Below are 16,566 nucleotides of genomic sequence, written 5' to 3'. Positions count from 1 at the left end.
GCTAGGAGGAAAGAAACTATGCAGGTTCAGGAACTGGTAGGAATTGTCCCCTGGACTTTTATCGCGCAGATCTGCAACCTCTTCATCCAGATGTATCTGATCAAACGGTTCCTTTTCAAACCGATCAATGAGATGCTGGAAAAACGGCGTGCGGCAGCCGATGCGGAGATCACAGACGCAGAGGCGGCAAAAAAAGAAGCCAACGCCATCAAAGAGGAATATGAGCAGAATATGCAGGAGGCCAAGGCAAAGGCCAACGAGATTCTCGAAAGCGCCAGAAAGACAGCAACGCTGCAGAGCGAGAAAATCGTAAAAGAGGCTTCCGAACAGGCGGCTGCCCTGAAAAACAAGGCAGAAAAAGAGATTGCCCAGGAGAAAAAGAAAGCGGTCAATGAAGTCAAAGGCGAGATCGGCGGCATTGCCATGGATATTGCCGGAAAGGTCATTGAACGTGAGATTAATGAAAAAGACCATGAGAAGCTGATAGATGAATTTATATCGAATGTAGGTGAAGCATCATGACAGAAACTGCCGGAGTATACGGTGGGAGCCTGTATGAGCTGGCCGCAGAGGAGCATCTCGAAGAGGAAATCCTTTCCGAGATGAAGGAGATCCGAGCTCTGTTCCGGGAAAACCCGGAGTATCCGCGCCTTTTATCGGAGCCTTCGATTCCGCGAAAAGAGCGGATCGGGCTGATCGACGCGGCATTTGGCAGCCAGGCGGAACCGTATTTGGTCAATTTTATCAAACTGCTGTGTGAAAAAAATCTTCTCCGTGAATTCGGCGGATGCCAGGAAGCATTCCAGCGCAGATACTACGCAGCCCACAATATTGCCGAGGCAGTTGTGACGAGCGCAGCATCCCTGTCGAAGGAACAGGAAGAGCTTCTGAAGAAAAAACTGGAAACGATGAGCGGAAAAACGGTCGTGATGGAACTGAAAACCGATCCGTCCGTTCTGGCGGGTGTCCGTGTGGAGCTCGACGGAAAGCTGTTTGACGGAACCGTAAAGGGACGTTTGGCCGAGCTTTCCAGAAGAATCAGCGATACAGTGGTGTAGGAGGAAAAAATGCAACTGAAACCAGAAGAAATATCCAAGGTCATCCGCAGCCAGATCAAATATTATGAAAATGCGATCCGGCAGGATGAGACAGGCACCGTTCTGATGGTCGGAGACGGAATCGCAAGAGCCAGCGGTCTTTCGAACTGCATGGCAGGCGAGCTGCTGGAATTTGAGGATGGAAGCTATGGAATGGCACAGAACCTCGAGGAAAACAGCGTATCTGTCGTTTTATTCGGTTCCGGCGAGAACATCAGCGAGGGACAGCTTGTAAAAAGAACGGGAAAAGTTGTTTCGGTTCCGGTCGGAGAAGGCATGATCGGACGCGTTGTCAACGCGCTCGGCCAGCCAATCGACGGCGCAGGCCCGATTACGGCAGCAGAGTACCGTCCGATTGAAAGCCCGGCACCGGGCATCTGTGAGAGAAAAGGTGTTAATCAGCCGCTGCAGACCGGTATTAAAGCGATCGATTCCATGGTTCCGATCGGAAGAGGTCAGCGAGAGCTGATCATCGGAGACCGTCAGACCGGAAAGACAACGATTGCAACCGATACCATTCTGAACCAGAAAGGCAAGGATGTGATCTGTATCTACGTTGCCATCGGACAGAAACGTTCGACAGTAGCGTCCTTAGTAGAAAATCTTGAGAAGAACGGCGCAATGGCGTACACCATCGTCGTGGCAGCGACGGCATCCGAAGCGAGCCCGCTGCAGTATATCGTACCGTATTCCGGCTGTGCCATGGGCGAGTACTTTATGTATCAGGGAAAAGATGTGCTGATCATTTATGATGACTTAAGTAAGCACGCGGTTGCATACCGTGCACTCTCCCTGCTGATCCGCCGTCCGCCGGGACGTGAGGCTTATCCGGGAGATGTTTTCTATCTCCATTCCAGACTTCTGGAGCGTGCCGCAAAGCTGGACGATGAACACGGCGGCGGATCCATGACGGCCCTGCCGATCATTGAGACCCAGGCAGGCGATATTTCCGCCTATATTCCGACGAACGTTATCTCCATCACAGACGGACAGATTTTCCTTGAGACAGAGCTGTTCCACTCGGGCGTTATGCCGGCGGTAAACCCTGGCGTATCCGTATCCCGTGTCGGTGGAAATGCGCAGATTAAGGCGATGAAGAAGGTAGCCGGAACTCTGAAACTGATCTATTCCCAGTACCGCGAGCTGGCAAGCTTTGCACAGTTCGGATCCGATCTGGATGCCGATACAAAGGCGCGTCTGGAGCAGGGTGTGCGTATCGTGGAAGTATTAAAACAGAACCAGAATGCACCGGTTCCGGTAGAAAAACAGGTGGCCATTCTTTATGCGGTAACGAAAGGAATTCTGTCAAAGGTTGCAGCTGAGGATGTCCGCGCCTATGAGGACGGACTGTATACCTGGCTTGATACCGACGCAGAGGGTGCTGCCGTGATGCAGGAGATTTCCGCAACCGGAAAACTCGAGGCAGATACCGAAGAGAAGCTGAAAAGTGCGCTCGAATCGTACACCGAAAACTTTATCAATACAAGACCTGCAAAATAAGGAAAGAAGGAGGAGCCTATGGCTGCAAACATGAAAGCCGTAAAGCTGCGGATCAAAAGTGTCGAAAGCACGATGCAGATTACCAAGGCGATGGAACTTGTAGCGTCCTCCAAGCTGCGAAAAGCGAAGGAGCGGGCTGATACCTGCCGTCCGTATTTTCAGGAGCTGTACCGCACTTTGCAGGATATTGCAAAAGGAAACACGGAATTTTATTCCATTTATGCAAAAGAGGCAAAAAACGAGAAATGCTGCTACGTGCTGGTTGCCGGAGACCGCGGCCTTGCGGGCGGATACAACGCGAATCTGTTCCGATGCTTTGAGGCAGATGCCAAAGGAAAAGAGATCTGTGTGGTTCCGGTCGGCAAAAAGGCAGTGGAGTATGCAAAATCCCGGAAGCTGGACATTCTGACGGACAGCTTTGCCGAGATCGCAAATCTTTCCGTGGCAGACAGCTTTGAGATCGCGCGCGCACTGTGCCGTGAGTTCCGGAAAGGGACCTTCGGACATGTGGAGCTTTGCTATACGAAATTCGTGTCGATGCTGTCGCAGATGCCGGTTTCCGTGCCGATCCTGCCTCTGATTGACATTGCAAAAGAGGACGGAGAGGATCCGGAAGCGAAAAAAATCCGGAATCTGATCCTGTATGAGCCAAACGGTGTCGAGGTATTCGAAGCGATTGTGCCGGAATACTTAGGCGGCCTGATCTACGGCGGTATCTGTGAGAGTGTGGCAAGTGAGCTTGCGGCACGCCGTACCGCAATGGAGGCGGCAACGGGAAATGCAGAGGAGATGATTGAACAGCTCAATCTGTATTACAACCGTGCCCGTCAGGCAAGCATTACGCAGGAGATCACGGAGATCGTCGGCGGTGCGGAAGGCGTGTAAGAGTGGAAACAAGAAAAGTGAGGAGAAGTCGTTAAATGAGTGAAAAACACATTGGCGAGGTTGTGCAGGTAACGGGTCCTGTTCTGGACATCCGTTTTCCGGAAGGAGAGCTGCCGGCACTTCTGAATGCCATCGAGATAGACAACCACGGCGAGAAGCTGGTTGTGGAAGTGGCGCAGCAGACGGGCGACAACATGGTTCGCTGCATTGCCATGAAGTCCACAGACGGACTTGTCCGCGGAACGAAAGCAGTCGACACGGGCGGCCCGATCGCCGTTCCGGTCGGAGAGGAGTGCTTAGGCCGCGTGTTCAACCTGCTCGGTGAGACCGTAGACAATAAGCCGGCACCGGAAACAGCAGAAAAATGGCCGATCCACCGCGATCCGCCGTCCTATGAGGAACAGGTTCCGGCAACGGAAATCCTCGAAACCGGAATCAAGGTCGTTGACCTGATCTGCCCGTATGCCAAGGGCGGAAAAATCGGTCTGTTCGGCGGTGCCGGCGTTGGAAAAACAGTCCTTATCATGGAGCTGATCCACAACGTGGCAACGGCACACGGCGGACTTTCCGTTTTCACCGGTGTCGGAGAGCGTACCCGTGAAGGAAATGACCTTTACAACGAGATGAAAGAGAGCGGTGTTATCGACAAGACAGCACTGGTCTATGGACAGATGAACGAGCCGCCGGGAGCGCGTATGCGTGTCGGACTTTCCGGCCTTACCATGGCAGAATATTTCCGTGATGTGAAAAATCAGGATGTGCTGCTGTTCATCGATAATATTTTCCGATTTACGCAGGCAGGTTCCGAGGTTTCGGCTCTGCTTGGCCGTATGCCGTCCGCAGTAGGATACCAGCCGACGCTGGCAACCGAGATGGGCGCACTGCAGGAGCGTATTACTTCCACAAGAAAGGGATCCATCACATCGGTACAGGCTGTTTACGTGCCGGCCGATGACCTGACCGACCCGGCTCCGGCAACAACGTTTACCCATCTGGATGCCACGACGGTACTTTCCCGTGAAATCTCCAGCCAGGGTATTTACCCGGCTGTTGATCCGCTCGATTCTACCAGCCGTATCCTGACACCGGAAATCGTAGGCCATGAGCACTATGAGGTAGCGCGTGCCGTACAGCAGGTGCTGCAGAGATACAAAGAGCTGCAGGACATTATCGCCATCATGGGTATGGACGAGCTGTCCGAAGAGGATAAGCTGACGGTCAGCCGTGCCCGTAAGGTACAGCGTTTCCTGTCCCAGAGCTTCTCGGTAGCGGAGCAGTTTACCGGTATGGAAGGAAAATACGTGCCGTTAAAAGAAACCCTGCGCGGATTCCGCATGATCCTCGATGGCGAGTGCGACGATCTTCCGGAGAGCTGCTTCCTGTTTGCAGGTACCATCGACGAGGTATTTGAAAAAGCAAAAGCACTGAATCAGTAAAGGAGGAATGACGTATGAGTACATTTCCTTTACGTGTCGGCACGCCGGACGGACTTCTCTATGAGGGTGACGTAGCGCGCGTTGTCTGCAGAACCATCAGCGGCGACCTGGCAATTCTGCCTGGGCACTGCAATTACTGCACTGCACTCGGTATGGGCGAGGCGCATATTGTGCTGGAGGACGGAACGAGAAGAAATGCCGCCTGCATCGGCGGAATGCTTTCCATGATGAATGGGGTCTGCCGTGTTCTGGCAACGACCTGGGAGTGGGAAGAGGATATTGATGCAGAGCGCGCCGAGGCTGCCAAACACAGGGCCGAGCAGGCGCTGGCAAACGGCGGTCTGACAGACAGAGAATACCGTATTGCTGAAGCCAAGCTGCAGCGTGCACTGGTGCGGCTGAGTGTAAAAGAATAAAAAACAAAAAGCCTCCGACGAATTCAGAAAAATCCTATCGTCGGAGGCTTTTTTAATTTACAGGAAACTTCGTTGAAATTTCCTGTGTGTCTTTAAAGAGCAAAAATTCCGCAGATTAAGAATCCCGATACGGCGAGAGCAGCACTGATCAGGACGTAAGGAAACTGCGACACGGCATGTGACATATTGTCAATCTCGCAGGTCGCGGAGGAAAGAACCGTTGCGTCGGAATAGAAGCATGCATGGCTTCCGAAAACACCGCCGGATACGACAGCGCCAAGCGCCAGAAGTACATTAGCATCAAGGGCGATGGCAAGCGGAACAACGATGGAAACGGCTACGGCCTCAATTCCCCAGAAAGAGCTGGTGACAAAGGTCAGAACTGCAATGACAACAAAAATAATAGCTGCCAGTGTTTTGGCATTCATGTACGGAACACACAGGTTGATAACATATTCCGAGAGTCCCATTTCGCCGCAGGCAGTCTTGATCATAAAGGATGCAAGAAGAATGGCGAGAACCGGAAGAATATCTGCAAAGCCGGCAAAAAACAGTTCCACGTACCGCGTAAAGGTCATTTTCTTCCGTGGAAGATAAAGAATCATACAGGAAGCAAGAGCAAGAATGATCGCCTGCATCATATCCTGTGTGGCTACTGTCACACCGATCAGAATGCCAATAGGGATCAGAAAATCCAGTATATTTCCGGTATTGGTATTTTCGGGCGGGTAATCAACGCTCATTCCGGCCATGGCAAGGTCGACGGAAGGGGCATTGTGCATTTTGGGATGCTCCGGTGTCTGCTCTTCCTTTTCCAGATCTGCATAGGCAGCTTTCATTTTTCCGAGCTTTGGCATTAGTTTGCAGGCAAACAGAATCACAACCAGAAGGGCAGTCATGGGATAAAACATATAAGGAAGCACTTTTAAGTAAACACTCATACCAGTGGAAAAGCCCATGTTGAGAATATCCGGTTCCTGAATAAAAACACCGGAATAAAAGACCACCCAGGTGGAAAAGGGAATCAGTGCACAGACAGGTGCACCGGTTGAGTCAATGATATAGGCAAGCGCCTGTCTTGGGACTTTTCGTTTGTCACAGACATCCTTCATACAGGTTCCAACGGTCATGATGTTGAGATAGTCATCGACAAAAATAATGATTCCGAGAAATACCGACATCATCATGGTGATCCGCTCATTTTTACAGAAACGGCTTAACAGGTTGGAAAAACCAAGTGTTCCTTTTGCCTCGCGGAGCAGGAAAATGAAGCCTCCGAACAGTCCGCAGAGAAGAAGAATATACTGGTTATCTGCGTTGCTGATCTCCGAAAGCAGCAGATCACACCAGGGTCCGATAAAAGCTGCTTTGTACATGATGAGATAGGCAACCAGGGTTCCGAAAATCAGAGCTTCGAAAGATTTTTTCGTTTTTAATGCAAAAATCAGCATCGCCGCAGGCGGCAGCAGACATAAAATTCCATATTGCATAGCGGTTCTCCTTTGTAGTTAGAATATGTGATGCAGCGCACCGCTGTAGGAAGAGTTACAACAGGAAGAGACAGAGCTTTACTGTTTCGTCATGATACGATAAGTTTCCGGCCGCCGGTCACGGAAAAGCCCCCAGGAAAAACGTTCTTCGCGCAGGGCATCCAGATCGAAGGAGGCGTACAGGATTTCCTCGGTATCTCTTCCGGCAGATGCTGCGAGTTCACCTGTTGCATCGGCAATAAAGGAAGAGCCGTAGAAAGTAAGAGAAGAGGACTGGCCGCCATTTTCTTCACAGGGCGTTACGGTTTCGGTACCAATCCGGTTTGCAGCAGCAACCGGAACAAGATTTGCGGCAGCATGTCCCTGCATGACGCGCCGCCAGTGCCCGCTGCTGTCTACATTCAGAATCGGTTCACTTCCGATTGCGGTAGGATAGAGCAGGATTTCAGCCCCCTGCACAGCCATACATCGTGCTGTTTCCGGAAACCACTGATCCCAGCAGATGCCGACGCCGACGGTTCCAAAACGTGTTTCAAAGACTTTGAATCCCGTATCTCCCGGAGTGAAATAGAATTTTTCCTGATAAAAATGATCGTCCGGGATATGGGTCTTGCGGTAAACGCCAAGAATGGATCCGTCTGCATCGATCATGGCAATGGAATTAAACAGGCGCTGAACATCCCTTTCATAAAAGCTGACCGGAATCACGACCCCAAGTTCTCCGGCAACGGCCTGAAAACGCCGGATGGCGGGATTTTCTGTCAAAGGCAGGGCATAATCATAATAATCGTATCGCTTTTCCTGACAAAAATACGGTCTTTCAAATAATTCAGGAAGAAGGATGAGATTGGCGCCGTTGGAAGCGGCTTCACGGACCATGGTCTCTGCTTTGTCTATATTTTCCTGTACCTGGCTGCAGCATGAAAACTGCAGTGCGGCAATTTTTATATTTCTCATAATCTGTTTCCTCTTTTCTTTGCCGGAATCTGCTGGGTAATACAGTGAATGTTGCCTCCGCCGGTCAGAATGACGCGTGCATCGACAGGGAGGATCCGTCGATCCGGAAAGCATTTTCCGAGAATTTCTGCAGCCGCGGTGTCGTTTTCATCGCCGAACCGGGGAAGAAGGACACAGTGATTGGCAAGGTAAAAATTGATATAACTGGCGGCAAGACGTTCGCCGGCTTCCCGCTGGTCTTCGCCAGCTTCAAAATCATAGCCGAGAAGATCTTCTTCTGTAATACAGATGGGATGCTTTGGAATGGGCAGCTTGTGAATCACAAAGCTTCGTCCCTTCGCGTCAACGGTATGGGAGAGAAGATCAAAAGCGGCCCTGCTTCTGGCATACTGAGGATCGTTTTCGTCATCTGTCCAGGCAAGAAGCACTTCTCCTGGCTTTACAAAGCAGCACATATTATCAATATGGCCGTTGGTTTCATCGTTGTAAATACCAAAAGGCAGCCAGATGATTTTTTCAACCGAAAGATACTGACGCAGCTTTTCTTCAATTTCCGCTCTTGTAAGAGAAGGATTGCGCCCCGGACTCAGCAGACATTCTTCGGTCGTAAGCAGGGTTCCTTCCCCGTCAACATGGATGGAGCCGCCTTCCAGAACAAAGGGGCGGGCATTATAGAAGGAATCTCCGAGAAAACTGCAGATTCGTTCCGGAACCTCACGGTCATGCTCAAAGTGGGAGTACAGACCGTCATACTGGCCGCCCCAGGCGTTGAATTCCCATTGAATGCCTCTTCGCCCGCCCTGATCGTTGACCACAAACGTAGCGCCGGTATCTCTTGCCCAGGCATCCTCTGTCGGGGCTTCGATCAGATGAATCCGGTCGGAGGAAAGCAGTTCCTGTGCCGATGCTTTATCCTGTGGCCGGACGAAAAGATAAACCTGCTCATAAGCGGCAATTGCTTCTGCAATTTCTGCAAATGCCGTTCTTGCCGCTTTTGCCCCGTAATTCCAGGAACCGGGACGCCACGGCCAGATCATCAGCGTGCCTTCGTGGGGCTCAAATTCGCCCGGCATGTAAAAGCCATCGGCTTTTGGGGTTCTAAGACAATCGGTTTTTGAAATCTTCATATCCAAACTCCTTTATCATTCGGCAGTTTCCAGCTTTGTCCATCACCGCGATGGAAGGGAGTGGGATTCCGTTAAAGGTATTGGTTTTTACCATCGAATAAATCGCCATATCTTCAAAATACAGTCTGTCACCGATCCGGATTTGGGAATCGAAGGAATATTCGCCGATTACGTCGCCCGCCAGGCAGGTATTGCAGGAAAGGCGGTAGGTATAAGGCTTTTCTCCGGGCAGTCCGCTGCCTTTGAGCGGAGGGCGGTACGGCATCTCAAGCACATCCGGCATATGGCAGGCGGCGGAAGTGTCAAGAATTAAAATTTTTCCGTTATTTTCAACAATATCGAGAACTTCCGTGACATTGTAGCCTGCGTTTAAGGCAACTGCTTCCCCGGGCTCCAGGTAAATCTGAAGACCATACGTTTCTTTCATATGGTTGATACAGGAAATCAGGCGTTCGATATCGTAATCCTCACGGGTGATATGATGTCCGCCTCCCATGTTAAGCCAGTTCATTTTAAAAAGCCACTTGCCGAATTTTTCTTCCACGGCGCGCAGCGTGGTTTCCAGATCATCCGAATTCTGTTCACAGAGGGTATGAAAATGAAGACCATCCACAAGATCGGCCAGTTCGTCTGTAAAATCGCAGGCGCGGATGCCCATGCGGGAGCCGGGCGCACAGGGATCATAAATCGCATGGCCTTCCTGCGTGGAGCATTCCGGGTTGATGCGAAGTCCGGCTTTTGCGGTTCCGGAAGCCTTAAGTACAGGGAGGTACGTTCGGAGCTGCTTTTCTGAATTGAAAATAATGTGATCGCAGATCTGTGCGAGCTCTTCCATATCCTGCGGGCGGTAGGCCGGAGAATACACATGATTCTCCAGCCCCATTTCTTCCTTTCCAAGCCGCGCCTCATAGAGTCCGCTGGCAGTTGTTCCGCTGATATATTTTCCAATCAGCGGATATTCCGAAAAGCAGGAAAAGCATTTCTGAGCCAGCAGAATTTTTGCACCGGTGCGTTCTTCTACCTGGTGCAGGAGCTTTAAGTTTTCTTCCAGTTTGCCTTCATCAATGACAAAACAGGGAGTTGGCAGTTCGTTTATCTTATACATAGGCTTAATCTACTAAAACAGGATTTTCTACGACCTTCCACGGAAGACCCCACTTGTTGAGTGCTTCCATGTACGGATCCGGATCGAATTCATCTGTGGTGTAGACACCCGGTTTATTCCAGAGGCCGTTCACGACCATCATGGTTCCGATCATGGCCGGAACGCCGGTGGTGTAGGAGATCGCCTGAGACTCTACTTCCCGGTAGCATTCCTGGTGGTCACAGACGTTGTAAATGTAAATGCTTCTTTCTTTTCCGTCCTTGATACCGGTAAAAATACAGCCGATGTTGGTTTTACCCACGGTGCGCGGGCCAAGGGTGGAAGGATCCGGGAGAAGCTCTTTTAAAAACTGGATCGGTACAATCTGCTGTCCGTTGAAGGTAATCGGAGTGGTGGAGAGAAGTCCTACATTTTCCAGACATTTCATATGGGTCAGATAGCTCTGGCCGAAGGTCATGAAGAAGCGGATTCTTTTTACGCCCGGGATATTTTTTGCAAGAGCCTCAATTTCTTCATGGTGAAGAAGGTACATATCCTTCTCGCCTACCTCATCGAAGTTATATTCCCGTTTGATCGACATTGGCGGAATTTCTACCCAGTGGCCGTTTTCCCAGTAAGAGCCGGGAGCGGATACCTCGCGGAGGTTGATTTCCGGATTGAAGTTGGTTGCAAACGGATATCCGTGGTCGCCGCCGTTGCAGTCCAGAATATCAATCGTGTGAATTTCATCGAAATAGTGTTTCTGTGCATAGGCTGCAAAAACGCTGGTGACGCCCGGGTCAAAGCCGGTTCCGAGAAGACCGGTGATGCCGGCTTCCTTGAAACGGTCCATATAAGCCCACTGCCAGGAATAATCAAAGTAAGCAGAAAAGCCAAGCTCTTCGCATCTCTTTTCGTAGATCGCACGCCATGCCGGATCATCCGTGTTTTCTGCTTCGTAGTTTGCAGTATCAATGTAAGGAACCTTACATGCAAGGCAGGCATCCATAATGGTAAGATCCTGATAAGGAAGAGCCAGATTTAATACGGCATCCGGCTGATACTGTTTGATTAAGGCGATTAATTCTTCTGTACAGTCGGCATCCACCTTTGCTGTTGTGATAATGGTTTTTGTGGTCGGAGCCAGCTTTTCTTTTAAAGCATCGCACTTGGAAAGGGTGCGGCTTGCAATCATAATTTCAGAAAATACTTCGCTGTTCTGGCAGCATTTGTGAATGGCTACGGATGCAACACCGCCGCATCCGATGATCATAACTTTTGACATTGTTTGGTTCTCCTTTTTCAGAAAATGGTGTTGGGTTCATCTTTGGCTATAAGCACGAAAAAAAGACAGATGACGTGCATCATCTGTCTAAAAATCGAAATTTATACATGATCGTATTGTGCAAACTTCAGGGGATGGACAAAAATCCAGGCTTCTCCCTGTTTTCCTATGCAGAAATATATAGTCACGTACTCTTATTGACCGTTTCATAAGATGATGTGCTCGTCGTAGAGCATCGATTATAAAGTAATCAACTCATAAAATTTGCGCTTTTAACGCAATCAATAATGTGGCTCTTAACCACGCTCGGCAACTACCCCTGCCTGTCCGTCGGTTTTTTACCAGGGGCATATATTTTGCATAAGAACAGAATTGTTCGCTTGCAGTTCCAAATTATAAAGTGAAATGACATGGATGTCAAGAAAAATTTGTGAAACTATTCAGAGCTATGCGAAATGGAAGATTAAAAATCACAGGGTGATCCAGTAACGCTCCAGTGTTTTGTTTTCATCGGCACGATAAGCAGTGCCGTCGAACCGGCCGCCATTTTTCAGGATCGTTCTGCGGCTTCCCTCGTTGGTATCCAGGCAGCAGACCAGAATTTCGGAAAGGCCGAGGCTTTTGCAGTACGGCTGCACATTTTTCAGCATCCAGGAGGCATAGCCTTTTCTGCGTTCCGACGGGCGGACGGAGTAGCCGATATGGCCGCCAAAGGTGCGCAGAAAATCGTTCAGGTAGTGGCGCACCTGAATCATGCCGACAAGGCGGTTGTCTGATTTGCGGATGCACAGAAACTGTGTTGCGAGAACCATGCCCTCCGGCAGAGTCTCCTCTCTGGTATACCGCATGGTATCTTCAAGATACGCCTTCATATCATCAAACCGGCGAAGCGGTCCGCAGCCGTCCATGGAATCGCTGTTTTCCAGAAAATCGTTCCGGTAGGCGGCGAGCTCGGCGAAGTATTCCTCCGACGGTTCAACTAACATCAGTTCATCGTTCATCCTTAGCATTTCTCCGGTTCCGGATACTCGACGCCGAAGGTCTCAACGGTAACGGTAGCCATTCTCTGCGGCTGCAGCGGTTTGTCGCTGTAGTCGGTGTTGACAGATGCGATTTTATCTACGACTTCCAGGCCTTCTGTTACTTTTCCGAAAGCAGCGTATGCGCCGTCCAGATGCGGAGCAGCTTTGTGCATGATGAAGAACTGGCTTCCTGCGCTGTCCGGGAACATGGTACGTGCCATGGAGAGAACGCCTGGGGTGTGTGCGAGGTTGTTCTCAAATCCGTTCTGGGAGAACTCACCCTTGATGCAGTAATCCGGGCCGCCGGCGCCTGTGCCTGCCGGATCTCCGCCCTGGATCATGAATCCCGGGATGACACGGTGGAAGATCAGGCCGTCATAGAAGCCTTTTTTTACCAGACTGATGAAGTTGTTTACGGTGTTCGGCGCGATTTCCGGGTAAAGCTCTGCTTTCATCACATCGCCGTTTTCCATAGTAATTGTAACGATTGGGTTAGACATCATTGTTTTCCTCCTGATTTTTAAACGATTTTTTGATAAGACGTAAGCAGCCATTTTTCGAAGAAAAATGAGCGGATTACGAATGTTTTTGATGATTGCCGGAGTGCAAAGCACGTAGCAATCTGGTATCAAAGGGGTCCCCCCCTTTTTCAGACATGCTCCAGGAATGTCTCATGGATCGCACGCATTGCCTGATCTGCGTATGCTTCGTCGATCAGGGCAGTGATGCGGATTTCTGAGGTGGTAATCATCTCGGTATTGATTCCTGCATTGGCGAGCGCGCCGAACATTTTGGCAGCCACGCCCGAATGGGAGCGGACACCGGCTCCGATGACGGAAATCTTTGCCACGTTCTCATCATAATCCAGCTTTTTGATGCCGAGCGAATCCTTATTGTCGTTCAGCACATCGATCGTGCGCAGCATATCCGGCTTTGCAACGGTAAAGGAAACGGACTTTGTGCCGTCCTTTCCGAGTGACTGGATCATGACATCGATGTTCAGATTGTTCCGATCCAGTAAATTTAAGAGGCGGAACGTGCTCTCCGGATCGTTGCCAAGGCCTGCAACACGGATTTTTGCCACATTTTTGTCGGCAGCCACGCCGCTGATTAACATTTTTTCCATTTTGGTTTTCTCCCTTACCATCGTTCCGGAATTCCGGTTCAGACTGGAGCAGACCAGAAGTTCCACGCCGTATTTTTTTGCGATTTCCACGCATCTGCTGTGAAGGACTTTTGCGCCGAGCGAAGCCATCTCCAGCATTTCATCGTAAGTTACCTCTTCCATTTTGCGCGCATTCGGTACAATCCGCGGATCTGCGGTGTAGACGCCGTCTACATCCGTGTAGATTTCACAGACATCCGCGTGCAGCTCTGCAGCGAGGGCAACCGCAGTCGTATCGGAGCCGCCGCGTCCGAGCGTTGTGATATCATCGTATTTGTTGATCCCCTGAAAGCCGGTGACAATGACAATTTTGTTGTCATCCAGCTCTTTACGGATGCGCTCGGTGTCGATCCGTTTGAAGCGCGCGTTCTGATAATCGGAGGTCGTGTGCATCGGTACCTGCCAGGCATTTAAAGAAACAGCACTGACGCCCATCTGAATCATGGTTATGGCCATCAGGGAAACGGAAACCTGTTCACCGGTGGCAAGAAGCATATCCATCTCGCGGCGGGACGGTTTTTCCGTAATCTGTTTTGCGGTTGCAATCAGTCCGTCCGTCGTTTTTCCCATCGCGGAGAGAACGACAACGACCTGGCTTCCGGCCTGCTGTTTTTCGATGCAGCGCTGTGCTACATTGCGGATGTGCGCAAGATCTGCGACGGAGCTTCCGCCAAATTTCATTACAGTCAGCATAACAGTTTTGATCTCTTTCCTTTTTGATTTACGCGGACAAAAGCGCAGAGCGTGTTTTACCGCGTTTTCCGGGCCGAAAAAACAGGAGTGGGACGTTTTTGGGCCGCGAAACTCTGATACATAGTATAGCGAAAACAGATAGAAAAAGCAAGGAAAAGCACAAGGAAAAGCGGTTTCGTTCTGCGGTTGTATTACCTTTTTGTTTGTGTTAAAATGATAGGCAGAAAAAGAGGAGAAGAAAGCATATGATCATAGAAACAAATTCTGCGTCGGAGACGCTTGCCCTTGGCGAAAAGCTGGGAAAAGCGGCGAAGCCTGGCCAGATTTATACATTAAACGGAGACCTTGGTGTTGGAAAAACCGTTCTGACGCAAGGCTTTGCAAAAGGACTTGGCATCACAGAGGCAGTCAACAGTCCCACATTTACCATTATTCAGGAATATACGGAAGGACGTCTGCCATTTTATCATTTCGATGTTTACCGGATCGGTGATATAGAAGAAATGGAAGAAATCGGATACGATGATTATTTTTTCGGTGAGGGTGTCTGCCTGATCGAATGGGCAGAACTGATTGAAGAGCTGATCCCGGAGGGTGCGATTTCGATTACGATAGAAAAAGACCTCGAAAAAGGGTTTGATTACCGGAAAATTACGGTGGAATAAAAGAAAAAAATCCTGAATGTGGTGGAAAAACAAAAGGAAATCGTAAAGATTCCTGTTTCCGGCAGACTGCCAAAATGAGTTGCACAGGAAGGAAATATCGGAAAGGAAACAAAAAATTATGAAAATACTTGCACTGGACAGCTCCGGCCTGGTGGCTTCGGTGGCTGTTGTTGAAAATGACACACTGCTTGCGGAATACACCGTAAATTATAAAAAAACACATTCCCAGACTCTGCTTCCGATGCTGGATGAAATCTCGAACATGACAGAGCTGGATCTTTCGACGATCGATGCGATTGCAGTTGCTGGAGGTCCGGGCTCGTTTACCGGTCTTCGCATCGGTTCTGCAACAGCCAAGGGACTTGGTCTGGCACTTGAAAAACCACTGATTTCCATTCCAACGACGGCGGCAATCGCGTACAATATCTGGGATACTGACAAATTTGTCTGCCCGATCATGGATGCGAGAAGAAACCAGGTCTATACCGGAGTTTACTGCTACACGGATCATCGTCTCGATACGGTCTGGGAACAGGATACGATGAGCATTGAGGCACTAGCGGAGGGCCTGAACTGCCTCGACCACGAAGTGATTTTCCTCGGGGACGGCGTTGCGGTTTACCGGGAAAAATTAGAGGCACTGCTGACGATTCCGTTTTCCTTTGCACCGGCACACGTCAACCGCCAGAGAGCGGCAGCCGTCGGAGCACTGGCTGAGGTTTATTACAAAGAAGGTAAGATTCAGACGGCAGAAGAGCACGAGCCGGAATACCTGAGAAAATCGCAGGCGGAGCGTGAAAGAGCGGAGCGGGAATCTGTGAAGCATGCCGATGTGGTGAAAAAACAGGAGAACGGAGAAAAAAGCGAATGATCACAATCCGTGAAATGCAGATCGATGATCTGGAGCAGGTGATGCCGATTGAGGAGGCCAACTTTTCGATTCCGTGGACAGAAACCGGATTTTTTACATTTCTGATCCGTGACGACGCACTGTTTCTTGTAGCAGAGGAGGACGGTGAAATTTTAGGATATCTCGGAATCCTGATTTCCTTTGATGAAAGTGAGATCACAAATGTCTGCGTGGCAGAAAAAGCGAGAAGACGCGGCATCGGCCGTGCACTGATGGAAGAACTGTTCCGTCGGATGCAGGAGAGAAAGGTGCGCGTCATTCATCTGGATGTGCGCATCGGCAATACGCCGGCGCGGAATCTGTATGAGAGTCTTGGCTTTGTGCAGGACGGCCTCAGGAAGGGGTACTACGATCTTCCAAAGGAGGATGCGGTGCTGATGAGCCGGACGGATGAATCGGTTCCGAAGAGGTAGAGAGAAATCGTTATTGTATACGCATTTAACGCACAGGACTTTCCTTTCATTCCCAGTAGGAATGGCGGGAAAGATGTGTTACAATCGACAGGACACAGGAGAATCTGATTTCTGTTTTGTGTCAGGAACGAAGAAAGAAACGTTTTTTGATACACGGGAGGAAGAAAAATGCGGAAATACAACAAAAACACAAATGAGCTGGAAGCGGCGGTGTGTAACTGCTGCGGAAAAAGCATGAAAATACAGAATGGAATGCTGCTGGAGGGGATCTGCTCGGTCGACACGACGTGGGGGTACTTTTCCGGGAAAGACCTGGAAAAGCATGAGTTTGATCTGTGCGAGGAGTGCTACGATCGGATTACATTGTCGTTTGCGGTTCCGCCGGAAATTTCGGAGGACACGGAGGTTTAGAATTTCGGGC

Annotated in this window: 18 protein-coding genes; 10 read left to right on the top strand and 8 right to left on the bottom strand. The window is 50.0% G+C overall.

The window, feature by feature from the left end:
- Positions 1-18: 18 nt before the first annotated feature.
- From atpF to atpC, 6 genes are read left to right on the top strand one after another with little or no spacing between them, the layout of a single operon-like run.
- Positions 19-522, top strand: a complete 504-nt coding sequence (gene atpF / locus DW642_RS04155) for a F0F1 ATP synthase subunit B (RefSeq protein WP_022462448.1) — start codon at positions 19-21, stop codon at positions 520-522.
- Positions 519-1,058 carry an ATP synthase F1 subunit delta gene (gene atpH / locus DW642_RS04150; protein ID WP_117509354.1) on the top strand — a complete coding sequence of 180 codons (540 nt, stop codon included), beginning with the start codon at positions 519-521 and terminating at the stop codon, positions 1,056-1,058. The genes atpF and atpH overlap by 4 nt, the downstream gene beginning before the upstream one ends.
- A 9-nt stretch (positions 1,059-1,067) precedes the next feature.
- Positions 1,068-2,597: a F0F1 ATP synthase subunit alpha gene (gene atpA, locus DW642_RS04145; RefSeq protein WP_055220549.1), complete on the top strand. Its 1,530-nt coding sequence runs from the start codon at positions 1,068-1,070 to the stop codon at positions 2,595-2,597.
- A gap of 18 nt (positions 2,598-2,615) precedes the next feature.
- Positions 2,616-3,482 carry an ATP synthase F1 subunit gamma gene (gene atpG, locus DW642_RS04140; protein ID WP_055220552.1) on the top strand — a complete coding sequence of 289 codons (867 nt, stop codon included), beginning with the start codon at positions 2,616-2,618 and terminating at the stop codon, positions 3,480-3,482.
- A gap of 35 nt (positions 3,483-3,517) precedes the next feature.
- The gene (gene atpD, locus DW642_RS04135) at positions 3,518-4,918 is read left to right on the top strand and encodes a F0F1 ATP synthase subunit beta (RefSeq protein WP_022462236.1); all 1,401 of its coding nucleotides are present in this window, start codon (positions 3,518-3,520) and stop codon (positions 4,916-4,918) included.
- A 14-nt stretch (positions 4,919-4,932) separates the two neighbouring features.
- Positions 4,933-5,334 carry an ATP synthase F1 subunit epsilon gene (gene atpC, locus DW642_RS04130; RefSeq protein ID WP_117509353.1) on the top strand — a complete coding sequence of 134 codons (402 nt, stop codon included), beginning with the start codon at positions 4,933-4,935 and terminating at the stop codon, positions 5,332-5,334.
- 92 nt (positions 5,335-5,426) lie between these two features.
- Here atpC and DW642_RS04125 read toward each other — a convergent pair whose 3' ends face one another.
- The 8 genes from DW642_RS04125 to DW642_RS04090 form a co-directional block, all read right to left on the bottom strand.
- Entirely contained in the window at positions 5,427-6,824 is a 1,398-nt protein-coding gene (locus tag DW642_RS04125; protein ID WP_117509352.1) for a Na+/H+ antiporter NhaC family protein, read from the bottom strand.
- 78 nt (positions 6,825-6,902) lie between these two features.
- Positions 6,903-7,781 carry an N-carbamoylputrescine amidase gene (gene aguB / locus DW642_RS04120; RefSeq protein WP_117509351.1) on the bottom strand — a complete coding sequence of 293 codons (879 nt, stop codon included), beginning with the start codon at positions 7,779-7,781 and terminating at the stop codon, positions 6,903-6,905.
- On the bottom strand, positions 7,778-8,908 hold the full coding sequence (gene aguA, locus DW642_RS04115; RefSeq protein WP_117509350.1) for an agmatine deiminase: 1,131 nt from the start codon (positions 8,906-8,908) through the stop codon (positions 7,778-7,780). Before aguA ends, aguB begins: the two co-directional genes overlap by 4 nt.
- Positions 8,880-10,013 (bottom strand): carboxynorspermidine decarboxylase, encoded by a 1,134-nt coding sequence (gene nspC / locus DW642_RS04110; protein WP_022462241.1) that lies wholly within the window; start codon positions 10,011-10,013, stop codon positions 8,880-8,882. Before nspC ends, aguA begins: the two co-directional genes overlap by 29 nt.
- Before the next feature lie 4 nt (positions 10,014-10,017).
- Entirely contained in the window at positions 10,018-11,277 is a 1,260-nt protein-coding gene (locus tag DW642_RS04105; RefSeq protein ID WP_022462242.1) for a saccharopine dehydrogenase family protein, read from the bottom strand.
- Between the two features lie 470 nt (positions 11,278-11,747).
- Positions 11,748-12,278: a GNAT family N-acetyltransferase gene (locus tag DW642_RS04100; protein ID WP_022462243.1), complete on the bottom strand. Its 531-nt coding sequence runs from the start codon at positions 12,276-12,278 to the stop codon at positions 11,748-11,750.
- A gap of 2 nt (positions 12,279-12,280) precedes the next feature.
- Complete coding sequence (locus tag DW642_RS04095; protein WP_055227969.1) at positions 12,281-12,799, bottom strand: peptidylprolyl isomerase; 519 nt, start codon at positions 12,797-12,799, stop codon at positions 12,281-12,283.
- Positions 12,800-12,948: 149 nt separating this feature from the next.
- Positions 12,949-14,157 carry an aspartate kinase gene (locus DW642_RS04090; protein ID WP_117509349.1) on the bottom strand — a complete coding sequence of 403 codons (1,209 nt, stop codon included), beginning with the start codon at positions 14,155-14,157 and terminating at the stop codon, positions 12,949-12,951.
- A 245-nt stretch (positions 14,158-14,402) separates the two neighbouring features.
- Here DW642_RS04090 and tsaE point away from each other — a divergent pair, with 245 nt between their 5' ends.
- The 4 genes from tsaE to DW642_RS04070 all read left to right on the top strand — a co-directional run bounded on the left by tsaE (position 14,403) and on the right by DW642_RS04070 (position 16,556).
- On the top strand, positions 14,403-14,822 hold the full coding sequence (tsaE, locus tag DW642_RS04085) for a tRNA (adenosine(37)-N6)-threonylcarbamoyltransferase complex ATPase subunit type 1 TsaE (RefSeq protein WP_022462246.1): 420 nt from the start codon (positions 14,403-14,405) through the stop codon (positions 14,820-14,822).
- A gap of 118 nt (positions 14,823-14,940) precedes the next feature.
- Positions 14,941-15,693 carry a tRNA (adenosine(37)-N6)-threonylcarbamoyltransferase complex dimerization subunit type 1 TsaB gene (gene tsaB / locus DW642_RS04080; protein ID WP_117509348.1) on the top strand — a complete coding sequence of 251 codons (753 nt, stop codon included), beginning with the start codon at positions 14,941-14,943 and terminating at the stop codon, positions 15,691-15,693.
- Complete coding sequence (gene rimI, locus DW642_RS04075) at positions 15,690-16,145, top strand: ribosomal protein S18-alanine N-acetyltransferase (RefSeq protein ID WP_179965869.1); 456 nt, start codon at positions 15,690-15,692, stop codon at positions 16,143-16,145. The genes tsaB and rimI overlap by 4 nt, the downstream gene beginning before the upstream one ends.
- A gap of 168 nt (positions 16,146-16,313) precedes the next feature.
- Positions 16,314-16,556: a hypothetical protein gene (locus DW642_RS04070; protein ID WP_022462249.1), complete on the top strand. Its 243-nt coding sequence runs from the start codon at positions 16,314-16,316 to the stop codon at positions 16,554-16,556.
- Positions 16,557-16,566: the final 10 nt, after the last annotated feature.

This window comes from Blautia sp. AM23-13AC (genome assembly GCF_003435675.1).
GTDB lineage: Bacteria > Bacillota > Clostridia > Lachnospirales > Lachnospiraceae > Fusicatenibacter > Fusicatenibacter saccharivorans.
This window is presented reverse-complemented; position numbering and strand designations above follow the sequence as displayed.